The following is a 9931-nucleotide window of genomic DNA, read 5'->3' as shown; positions in this document are numbered from 1 at the left end:
TGCAGCGTGGCGCGCGCCTGCGCGATGCCGGGATTGGCTTGCAGCGCTTGCGCCACCAGCTGTTCCAGCAAGGGATCGTTGAAGCGCCGCCACCACGCGGCCAATGCGGCGGCATCGGCCGGCGCCGCGCCGGCCTTGCCTTGCGACCAGTCCGCCGGCGCCTGGAACGGCGCCGCCGCAGGCGGCAGGCTGACCGGCCGCAGGTTGGCGCAACCGGCCAGCACGGTCAGCGCCAGCAGCATGAGCGGCGCCACGGGCGACAGCGGGGACGTTTTCATCGGATGCGGCTCCTGTCTATCAGGCGGCGGTGCCACCCACTACCCGACTGTACGGGCGCACCGGGCTGGCGTCACCATCGCCATTTGATCCAACTCAAAAAATGGAAACATACAGCGCGAGTATCACCAGACTAAGTCGCGCTTGATTTGGATCAATCAATTTGGGCGGTCAAATCACTACGATGGCGGTACTTGACGCGACTCAATTGCCGCGTCGCTGAATCCGTGCCAGCCACCAGGGAGACACCATGACCTACAAAACCATACTCGTGCATGCCGACGGCACGCCGCAGGCCGAACAGCGCATCCGGCTGGCGGCGCTGGTCGCGCTGGCGCATGATGCCCATCTGGTGGGTGCCGCCATGACCGGCCTGTCGCGCCACGCGCTGCCGGACGGCTCGATCGCCGCGGTCGGCACGCCCTTCCCCTTCGACCTGCGCCTGCTGCACGACCGCGCCGACGCGGCGCTGTCCCAGTTCACCGAATGCGCCAGCCGGCTCGGCGTGCCGTCCATCGAGGCGCGGCGGGTCGACGACGCGGCCGACGACGGCCTGATCCTGCAAAGCCCGTACGCCGACCTGCTGGTGCTGAGCCAAGCCGACCCGCACGACCACAGCAACAGCCTGCCGGCCCGCCTGCCGCAGACCGTGATGTTCCACAGCGCCCGCGCGGTGCTGCTGGTGCCGCACGCCGGGCAGTTCGAGCAGACCGGCAAGCGCGTGCTGGTGGGCTGGAACGGCAGCGCGGCCGCCGTCACGGTCGCCGCCGCGCCGCAAGCCGGCGGCCACGGACGCCAGGTCGACGTGCCGGGCGCCGAACTGGCCCGCTACCTGTTCCGGCACGGCGTGGAGGTCACGCTGGTCCGCCAGGACGAGGACCGGCGGGCGGGCGAAGCGCTGCTGGAGCTGGCCTGCGGCAGCGGCGCCGACCTGCTGGTGATGGGCGGCTACGGCCACCAGCGCATGCAGGAATGGCTGCTGGGCGGCGCCACCCGCACCGTACTGCGCGGCATGACGCTGCCGGTCCTGATGGCGCACTGAACCAACACCCCCGCAACACCAATAACAATGGAGATCACCATGAGTACCGTCAGCGCCAACGTCATGCAAGTATTGAGCAACCGGCTCCAGCAACGGCGCGAGCAACTATCCGCCCAGTTGCGGCAACGTCTGCACCAGGCTGACGAACAACAGGAAATGGCCCTGTTTAACAACTACGCCATCGACGCCGACCTGGCCGAAGCCAGTCAGCTCAGCGATACCGATATCGCGCTGCTCAATCATGAATTATTGGAGTTGCGCAGCGTGGACAATGCGCTGGCCCGGCTGCACCACGGCGGCTACGGACAGTGCTCGCGCTGCGGCGAGGCCATCCTGGAAGCGCGCCTGCTGGCGCAGCCCGAGGCCGAGATGTGCCGGGACTGCCAGACGGAACTGGAACTGCGGGGTGGATCGAAAATGCCGCCGCGCTGACGGCGGCATCAGGCCATGGCGGCCTGCATCATGATGGCCGGACGGGCGCCGGCGGCCGGTGCGGGCATGCCGGTGGCCAGCGATTCCAGGCTCGGGTGGTCGAGGATGGTCAGCTCGCGCTTGTCGACCGCGATCCAGCCGCTGGCGCGGAAGCGCGACAGCAGGCGGCTGATGCTCTCGATGGTCAGGCCCAGGTAATCGCCGATGTCCTCGCGCGACATGCGCAGCTGGAAGCTGTTGGGCGAGTAGCCGCGCGCGGCGTAGCGGGTCGACAGGTTCAGCAGGAAGGTGGCGAAGCGCTGTTCGGCGCGCATATTGCCAAGGAAGAGCATGGCGTTCTGTTCACGCATGATTTCCTGGCTCATGATGCGGTGGAAGTGGCGCAGCAGCGTCGGCACCTCGGCAAACAGTTCCTGCAGGCGGGCGAACGGGATCTCGCACACTTCGCTGTCCTCCAGCGCCACCACGCCGCAAGCGTGCTGGCCGCTGCCGATGGCGTCCATGCCCAGCAGTTCGCCGGCCATCTGGAAGCCGGTGATCTGCTGCTGGCCGCTGTGGTTGACGCGCGAGGTCTTGAAGTGGCCGAAGCGCACCGCGTACAGGCTGTGGAACGGCTGGTCCATGCGGCACAGGTTCTCGTCGCGCTCGACGCGGCGGCGGCGGCCGATGATCTTGTCGAGGCGGCCCATTTCGCTCTCGTTGAGGCCCTGCGGCAGGCACAGGTTCTTGAAGCCGCACATGCCGCATTTGGATTGCACTGCGCCCATGTTGCTCGCGAGTTGTAAATTGGTCATCATGTCCATGCTCCTTAGTGTGCTGGCCTGCGCATCGCGTTGATGGCTACGGCATAGACACAGTATCGGCGATGGACGGCCCGGCGCTAATCGGGCTTCGCTGTCCTGTCGTGTAGTGGCCGGCCGACAGAATCCTGTAGGGGATCCCCTACAGCGTTAGATAATGCCGTGTTCCAGGGCATAACGTGTCAATTCGGCATTACTTTCCAGGCCCATTTTTTCCAGGATGCGGGAGCGGTAGGTGGTCACGGTGTTGGGGCTCAGGTGCAGGGTCTCGCCGATGCGCACCAGCGATTCGCCGGCCGCGATCAGCTTGAACACTTCCAGCTCGCGGTTGGACAGCGCCTCGTGGCCGGCGTCGCCGCCGCCGCCGATCAGGCTGGCCAGCTTCTCGAGCAGCGCCAGGCTGACGTGCTTGCCGCCCGAGGCGGCCTTGCGCACGGCCGCCACCAGCGTGGTGGTCGGCGCGTCCTTGATCAGGTAGCCGGCCGCGCCCAGCTTGAGCGCGCGCACCGCGTAGATGTCCTCCGAATACGTGCTCAGCATCAGCACGGCCAGCTTGGGCCGCTCGCTGCGCAGCTGCTTGAGCAGTTCCAGGCCGTTCTTGCCCGGCATGGTGATGTCGAGCAGCGCCACGTCGAATTCCTGGCCCATGACCAGTTGCAGCGCCTCCTGCGCGTTGCACGCTTCGCCGTCGACGCGGATGTCGTCGGCCGTGCTCAGCATCAGGCGCACGCCGTTGCGGGCGATCGCATGGTCGTCGACCAGCAGCACGCGGATGGGATGGTTACTCATGATTTACTCTTGATCGTGCAATGGCAAGCGCAGCAGCAGGGTCGTGCCCTCGCCCGGCTTGCCGGTGATTTTCAGTTCGCCGTCGAAGTGACGGCAGCGTTCGTGCATGCCCAGGATGCCCCAGGATTCGCGGTTGAGCAGGCGCTCGGCCTCGATGCCCTGGCCGTCGTCGCTGATGCGCAGTTCCAGCACGCCGTCGGCGTAGTCGACCTGCAGGGTGGCGTTGCTGGCCTGGGCGTGCCGCACCACGTTGGTCAGCGCCTCCTGCGCGATGCGGAACAGCATCGTGCTGCGCTCGGCGCCCAGCTCCAGCGCGGCCGCGGCCGGCGCCACCGCGCACTGGCAATGCAGGCCCGAGCGGCGCTCGACCTGCTCGGCGTACCACTCCAGCGCGGCCCACACGCCCAGCTGGTCCAGCACGCTGGGGCGCAGGTCGGTGATCACGCGCCGCACGGTGTCGATCGCGTCCTGCGCCAGCCCGGCCACCTCGGCCAGCAGCGGCTCGGCCGGCGAACCGGCCGCCGCCGCGCGCTCGATGCTGACCGCGACATAGGCCTTGATGCCGGTCAGCAGGCCGCCCAGCTCGTCGTGGATCTCCTGGGCGATGCGCTTGCGCTCGTGCTCCTTGATCTGCTCCTGGTGCGCCGACAGGCTGCGCAGCGCCTGCTGCGACGCCAGCAGCGCCTGCTCGGCCAGCTTGGTCTGGGTGATGTCGATCATGATGCCCTGCATGAACAGCGGCTGGTCATGCTCGTCGCGCACCAGCTCGGCCTGGTCGCGGAACCACAGCGTGCGGCCGTCGCGCGCGTGCAGCCGGTATTCCAGGTGCAGCGGGCAGCCGTCGCGGCGGCTGCGGCGCATCGCATCCAGGATGGCCTCGCGCCGGTCCGGGTCCATGCGCTGGCCGTGCAGCGCCGGGTCGGCCAGCCACTCGGCCGGGCTGAAACCCAGCAGGCCGATCTGCGGACTGATGTAGCGCAGCGCGCCCTCGTCGCCCAGCTCGGCGATGTAGCTGATCGCCTGCATCTGCTCGATCAGCGTGCGGAAGCGGGCCTCGGCCTGGCGCTTGTCGTCCAGCAGGCTCTGCTCGCGCAGCATGCGGTGGATCGCGCCCGGCAGGAACTCCAGGTAGTAGCCGTCGACATCCTTGACCAGGTAGTCGCGCGCGCCGCGGCGCATGGCCTCGGCCGCCACGGCCGCGCTGTCGGCGCCGGTCAGCATCATCACCGGGATGGCCAGCGCGGCGCCGTCGGCGTTCAGGTGGGCCAGGAACTCCAGGCCGGTCAGGTCCGGCAGGTGGTAGTCGAGCAGGATGCAGTCGGGCCGCTGGCTGCGCGCCAGCTCCAGGCCCTGCTCGCCGCTGTCGGCCTCCAGCAGCTCGAACGGCGCGTCGGCCGCGGCGGCGAAGGCGCGCCGGCACGCCATGCGGTCGACCGCGTCGTCCTCCACGATCAGCACGCGCAACGGGGCGTTCACGGCATCTCGCTGATGGTCCAGTACAGGTCGATCGAGCGCATCATCTCGACGAAGCGGCGGTAGTCGACCGGCTTGGCCATGTAGCCGGCCACGCCCAGGTCGAAGCTGTGCACCTTGTCCTGCTGTTCCTCGGAGGTGGTCAGCACCACCACCGGAATGCGGCGCAGCGAGGCGTCAAGCTTGATCTGCTGCAGGAATTCGATGCCGTTCATGATCGGCATGTTCAGGTCGAGCAGGATGATGCACGGCCGCTCGTTGGCCGGATCGCGCAGGTAGGCCAGGCCCGCCTCGCCGTGCTCCATGCTGACCACCTCGTTGCCGACATGGATCTCCTTCAGCGCGCGCTTGATGGTCATGATGTCGACGTGGTCGTCTTCGACCAGCAGGATGGGTTTGTTCAGTACTTTCATTGGATGGATCCTGTTCTGGGTAAGGGGGCGCCGGATTTGGGCAGCGTGAACCAGAAAGTGCTGCCCTGCCCCATCTGCGATTCGAGCCAGATGCGGCCATGGTACATTTCTACGATTTTCTTGGCCAGCGCCAGGCCGACGCCGGTGCTCTCGACGCGGTCGCGCGAGGCCAGCGTCTGGAACAGCTGGAAGATGCGCTCGAAATGGCGCGTCTCGATGCCGGGGCCGTTGTCGCGCACGCTGAAGCGCCAGTGGCTGCCGTCGTCGGCGCAGGCGATCTCGATCTCGCCGTCCGGCTTGTCCATGTACTTGATGGCGTTGGAGATCAGGTTGTGGAACACCTGCTGGATGCGGGTGGGCTCGATCAGCACGGTCGGCAGCGCCGGCGCCACCGTCACGCGGAAGTTGGCCGGCGGCGCCAGCAGGTCCACCACGTCCGCCAGCAGGCGGTTCAGGTCGACCGGCAGCTGCGCCTCGCGCACCCGGCCCACCCGCGAGTATTGCAGGATGCCGTCGATCAGGCTGCTCATCCGGTGCACCCGGTTGATCAGCAGGCGCATGTGCTCCTTGCCCTCGTCGTTGAACTGCTCGGCGTAGTCGGTGGCCAGCCAGTCGGCCAGCGAGCCGATGCCGCGCAGCGGCGCCTTCAGGTCGTGCGACACGACGTAGGCGAAGTTGGTCAGCTCCTCGTTGGCGCTGCTGATTTCCTGCATCAGGCGGCGGTTGCGGTCCTCGGCCGCCTTGCGCTCGGAAATGTCGCGCACCATGCCGGTGAACATGCGGCGCGCGCCGATCTGCATCTCGACCACCGACAGCTCCATCGGGAACACGCCGCCATCCTTGCGCAGGCCCTCGACCTCGCGGCCCTTGCCGATGATGCGCTTCTCGCCGGTCTCGCGGTAGTGCGCCAGGTAGCCGTCGTGCTGGGCGCGGTGCGGCTGCGGCATCAGCATCGAGACGTTGTGGCCCGCCACCTCGGCCTCGGCGTAGCCGAACATGCGTTCGGCGGCCGGGTTCAGGCGTTCCAGCACGCCGCGCTCGTCAATGGTGATGATGGCGTCCACCGCGGTCTCGAAGATGGCGCGCATGCGCGCCTCGCTTTCCTGCAGCGCCTGCTCGGCCAGCTTGCGTTCGGTGACGTCGCGCACCGTGGCCAGCACCATCTGCCGCCCCTGCGAGGTGCGCAGCGGCGACAGGCTGACCTCGACGCCGAACTCGTAGCCGTCGTGGTGCAGTCCGTACAGCTCGGCGCCGGCGCCCATGGCGCGCGAACGCGGCTGGTCGAAAAAGTCGTCGCGCTGGCCGACATGGGCGGCGTGGAAGCGGGACGGCACCAGCGCCTCCAGCGTCAGCCCCAGCATCTGGTCCGGCCCGTAGCCGAACAGGTGTTCCAGCGCCGGATTGGCCAGCACGATCTTGCCGTCCTGGTCGACGATCAGCATGGCGTCGGTGGCCGAGGCCACCAGCCACTCCAGACTCAAGCCCTCAATTCCCAGATTTTTCAAAGGTGCATCCCGAATAACGATGCCGATCCGGCACCCAAACCTCGATGATACGTTTGAATCGCCCGAAACACAAAAAAAAGTGCCTTATCGGCAAGAAGCCGGACCGAGTGTATTCCCGGGCATTTTGATCTGGATCAACGGGCGCTACAGACGGCGCGGCGGCGCGGCCCTACAGTGATGCCATGAACCCGTCCTCCCTCCCTGAACTGGAAGCGCTCGCCGCCCGCCTGCACCGCCACCGCGCCGAACTGGCCAGCCAGCTGCGCCTGCGCCTGGGGCCGTTGCCGCTGACCGCGCAGTTGCTCGACGGCACAATATCGCCGGACGATCCGGCCGTGGCCAGGCGGCTGCCGGGCTGCGACCCGGTGCGCCTGGCCGAGGATCTGGCCACCCTGCGCAGCCTGGACAGCGCCTGCGCGCGCCTGGCGGACGGCAGTTATGGCCGCTGCCAACGCTGCGGCACCGCCATTCCCCACGAGCGCCTGCGGGTGCAGCCGACCGCGCACATGTGCCTGCCCTGCCAGCAGGCGCACGAGCGGCGCCCGCACCGCGGCCCGCGCGGCTGACCCCATCCCCTCAACGGAGCCCGACCACCGACATGTCCGCCAACCCGCCCGGCACCGCCAACGCCCAGCAACAAGCACTGCTGCAGAAGTACGCGGCAGCCGATCCCGACGCCGCGCTGCGCCTGCTGGACAGCCGCGCCGGCGGGCTGACGGAACAGGAGGCGCGCACCCGCCTGCAGCAAACCGGGCCCAACGCGGTGGTCCACCCGGCCCACGGCAACGCCTGGCTGCGCTTCCTGACCTTGCTGGCCAGTCCGCTGTCGCTGTTGCTGCTGGCCCTGGCGCTGGTGAACTACCTGACCGGCCAGGCCTGGGGCGCCATCGTGATCGCGGTCATGGTGGTGCTGTCGTCGCTGCTGGCGTTTGTGCAGGAGCACCGCTCCGACCTGGCGGCCGAACGCCTGCGCTCGATGGTGGCCACTACCGCCAGCGTGCTGCGCGATGGCCAGGCCGGCGACCTGCCGCTGGCCGCGCTGGTGCCGGGCGACATCGTGCGGCTGTCGGCCGGCGCGCTGGTGCCGGCCGACCTGCGCATTCTGGCCAGCCGCGACCTGTTCATCAGCCAGTCAGCGCTGACCGGCGAGGCGTTGCCGGTCGAGAAGCACGGCCAGGCGCTGGCCGCCGCCGGCCTGCCGGCGCTGGAGCTGGGCAACATCGCCTTCATGGGCAGCACCGTGGTCAGCGGCACCGCCAGCGCGCTGGTGGTCGCCACCGGCGCGCGCACCTGCTTCGGCCAGATCGCCACCGACCTGGCCGGCGCCCGCGCCCTGACCAGCTTTGACCGCGGCGTCAACCAGTTCGTCTGGCTCATGATACGGGTGATGTGCGTGATGATGCCGCTGGTGTTCGTGCTCAACGGCTTGAGCAAGGGCGACTGGCTGCAGGCGCTGCTGTTCGGCGTGGCGGTGGCGGTCGGCCTGGCGCCGGAGATGCTGCCGATGATCGTGACCATCAACCTGGCCAAGGGCGCGCTGGCCATGTCGGGCAAGCAGGTGATCGTCAAGCGGCTCAACGCGATCCAGAACTTCGGCGCGATGGATGTGCTGTGCACCGACAAGACCGGCACGCTGACGCAGGACCGCGTGATCATGGAGCGCCATGTCGACATCGAAGGCAAGGATTCGGCCCGCGTGACCGAATACGCCTACCTGAACAGCTACTACCAGACCGGCCTGAAGAACCTGCTGGACGTGGCCGTGCTCAACTACGTGGACGTGCACGAGCACCTGGACGCCGACCACGCCTTCCGCAAGATCGACGAGCTGCCGTTCGACTTCCAGCGGCGCCGCATGTCGGTGGTGGTCGAGCGCAGCGACGGCAGCCGCGTGCTGATCTGCAAGGGCGCGGTGGAGGAAGTGCTCAGCGTCTGCACCCGGGCCGAGACCGGCGCCGGCGTGATCTCGCTGCAGGACCATCACGGCGTGGCGCTGGACCGCGTGGTGAACGAGCTCAACGAGGACGGCTTCCGCGTGATCGCCGTGGCCTGCCGCGAACTGGCCGCCGGCGATACGGTGATCGACAACCGCGCCGAGGCCGACCTGCTGCTGGTGGGCTACATCGCCTTCCTCGACCCGCCCAAGGACAGCGCGGCCGAGGCCCTGCGCGCGCTGAGCCACTACGGCGTGGCGGTCAAGGTGCTGACCGGCGACAACGCCACCGTCACGCGCAGCGTGTGCCGCCACGTCGGGCTGCCGGTGCAGCAGGTCATGCTGGGCAGCGACATCGACGCCCTCGACGACGACGCGCTGGCGCTGCGCGCGGAACAAGTGTCGGTGTTCGCCAAGCTGGCGCCGCAGCAAAAGGCGCGGGTGATCCGCGCGCTGCAAAGCCACGGCCACGTGGTCGGCTACCTGGGCGACGGCATCAACGATGGCGCCGCGCTGAAGGCGGCCGACGTCGGCATCTCGGTCGACAGCGCGGTCGACATCGCCAAGGAATCGGCCGACATCATCCTGCTGCAGAAGAGCCTGATGGCCTTGAAGGACGGCGTGGTCGAGGGCCGCAAGGTGTTCGGCAACATCAGCAAATACCTGCGCATGAGCGCCAGCTCCAACTTCGGCAACATGCTCAGCGTGCTGGGCGCCAGCGTGCTGCTGCCCTTCCTGCCGATGGCGCCGGTGCAGATCCTGCTCAACAACCTGCTGTATGACGTGTCGCAGACCGCGCTGGCCAGCGACCGCGTCGACCCCGGCTACCTGCGCCGGCCGCGCCGCTGGGACATCGGCAATATCTGGCGCAACATGCTGTACCTCGGCCCGCTGAGCTCACTGTTCGACTACCTGACCTTCGGCGTGCTGTGGTATCTGTTTGACGCGGCCCGTCAGCCGGCGCTGTTCCAGTCCGGCTGGTTCCTCGAATCGCTGCTGACGCAGACGCTGGTGGTGCACGTCCTGCGCACCGGCAAGGTGCCCTTCGTGCAAAGCAAGCCCAGCACAGCGCTGCTGACCACCACGCTGGCGGTCTGCGTGCTGGGCCTGTGGTTGCCGGTGTCGTCCTTTGGCGGCGCGCTTGGCTTCGTCACGCCGCCCGGCGGCTACTGGCTGGCGCTGTCGGCCATCGTCGGCGCCTACCTGGTGTCGGCCCAGCTGCTCAAGAGCTGGCTGGCGCACCGCTATGGCCAACTGTAGGGAGCGCC

General features: G+C 68.2%; 9 protein-coding genes and 1 pseudogene. 4 read left to right on the top strand and 6 right to left on the bottom strand.

The window, feature by feature from the left end; genetic code table 11:
- Positions 1–278 (bottom strand): annotated as a pseudogene (locus tag GTP90_RS27375) (efflux transporter outer membrane subunit); the annotation flags it as partial.
- 248 nt (positions 279–526) lie between these two features.
- On the opposite strand from GTP90_RS27375, the gene GTP90_RS27370 reads away from it, so the two are divergent.
- Together GTP90_RS27370 and GTP90_RS27365 are read left to right on the top strand one after the other, a co-directional pair.
- Positions 527–1318 carry a universal stress protein gene (locus tag GTP90_RS27370; protein ID WP_161086470.1) on the top strand — a complete coding sequence of 264 codons (792 nt, stop codon included), beginning with the start codon at positions 527–529 and terminating at the stop codon, positions 1316–1318.
- 39 nt (positions 1319–1357) lie between these two features.
- A complete protein-coding gene (locus GTP90_RS27365; RefSeq protein ID WP_161086469.1) occupies positions 1358–1750 on the top strand; it encodes a TraR/DksA family transcriptional regulator in 393 nt (130 codons plus the stop codon).
- 8 nt (positions 1751–1758) lie between these two features.
- Here GTP90_RS27365 and fnr read toward each other — a convergent pair whose 3' ends face one another.
- The 5 genes from fnr to GTP90_RS27340 form a co-directional block, all read right to left on the bottom strand.
- On the bottom strand, positions 1759–2547 hold the full coding sequence (fnr, locus tag GTP90_RS27360; protein ID WP_371875137.1) for a fumarate/nitrate reduction transcriptional regulator Fnr: 789 nt from the start codon (positions 2545–2547) through the stop codon (positions 1759–1761).
- A gap of 153 nt (positions 2548–2700) precedes the next feature.
- The gene (locus tag GTP90_RS27355; RefSeq protein WP_161086468.1) at positions 2701–3339 is read right to left on the bottom strand and encodes a response regulator; all 639 of its coding nucleotides are present in this window, start codon (positions 3337–3339) and stop codon (positions 2701–2703) included.
- Between the two features lie 3 nt (positions 3340–3342).
- Positions 3343–4815, bottom strand: a complete 1473-nt coding sequence (locus GTP90_RS27350) for a hybrid sensor histidine kinase/response regulator (RefSeq protein ID WP_161086467.1) — start codon at positions 4813–4815, stop codon at positions 3343–3345.
- Positions 4812–5225 carry a response regulator gene (locus tag GTP90_RS27345; protein ID WP_117010178.1) on the bottom strand — a complete coding sequence of 138 codons (414 nt, stop codon included), beginning with the start codon at positions 5223–5225 and terminating at the stop codon, positions 4812–4814. The genes GTP90_RS27350 and GTP90_RS27345 overlap by 4 nt, the downstream gene beginning before the upstream one ends.
- Complete coding sequence (locus GTP90_RS27340) at positions 5222–6730, bottom strand: sensor histidine kinase (RefSeq protein WP_254452074.1); 1509 nt, start codon at positions 6728–6730, stop codon at positions 5222–5224. Before GTP90_RS27340 ends, GTP90_RS27345 begins: the two co-directional genes overlap by 4 nt.
- Before the next feature lie 182 nt (positions 6731–6912).
- Between GTP90_RS27340 and GTP90_RS27335 the strand changes: the two genes are divergently transcribed.
- Positions 6913–7296, top strand: coding sequence for a TraR/DksA family transcriptional regulator (locus GTP90_RS27335; protein WP_161086466.1), 384 nt, complete (start codon positions 6913–6915; stop codon positions 7294–7296).
- 32 nt (positions 7297–7328) lie between these two features.
- Positions 7329–9923, top strand: coding sequence for a magnesium-translocating P-type ATPase (gene mgtA / locus GTP90_RS27330; protein ID WP_161086465.1), 2595 nt, complete (start codon positions 7329–7331; stop codon positions 9921–9923).
- The last annotated feature ends 8 nt before the right edge of the window (positions 9924–9931 follow it).

It is taken from the genome of Duganella vulcania (assembly GCF_009857655.1).
Lineage (GTDB): Bacteria > Pseudomonadota > Gammaproteobacteria > Burkholderiales > Burkholderiaceae_D > Rugamonas > Rugamonas vulcania.
Note: the sequence above shows the minus strand (reverse complement) of the source record. Positions and strands in the feature narration are given on the sequence as shown.

Bases quoted from the DNA above. Each gene is read 5' to 3' on its own strand.
- GTP90_RS27355 (WP_161086468.1), bottom strand. From the start codon at position 3,339: ATGAGTAACCATCCCATCCGCGTGCTGCTGGTCGACGACCATGCGATC.
- mgtA (WP_161086465.1), top strand. From the start codon at position 7,329: ATGTCCGCCAACCCGCCCGGCACCGCCAACGCCCAGCAACAAGCACTG.
- GTP90_RS27370 (WP_161086470.1), top strand. From the start codon at position 527: ATGACCTACAAAACCATACTCGTGCATGCCGACGGCACGCCGCAGGCC.
- GTP90_RS27345 (WP_117010178.1), bottom strand. From the start codon at position 5,225: ATGAAAGTACTGAACAAACCCATCCTGCTGGTCGAAGACGACCACGTC.
- GTP90_RS27335 (WP_161086466.1), top strand. From the start codon at position 6,913: ATGAACCCGTCCTCCCTCCCTGAACTGGAAGCGCTCGCCGCCCGCCTG.
- fnr (WP_371875137.1), bottom strand. From the start codon at position 2,547: ATGATGACCAATTTACAACTCGCGAGCAACATGGGCGCAGTGCAATCC.
- GTP90_RS27365 (WP_161086469.1), top strand. From the start codon at position 1,358: ATGAGTACCGTCAGCGCCAACGTCATGCAAGTATTGAGCAACCGGCTC.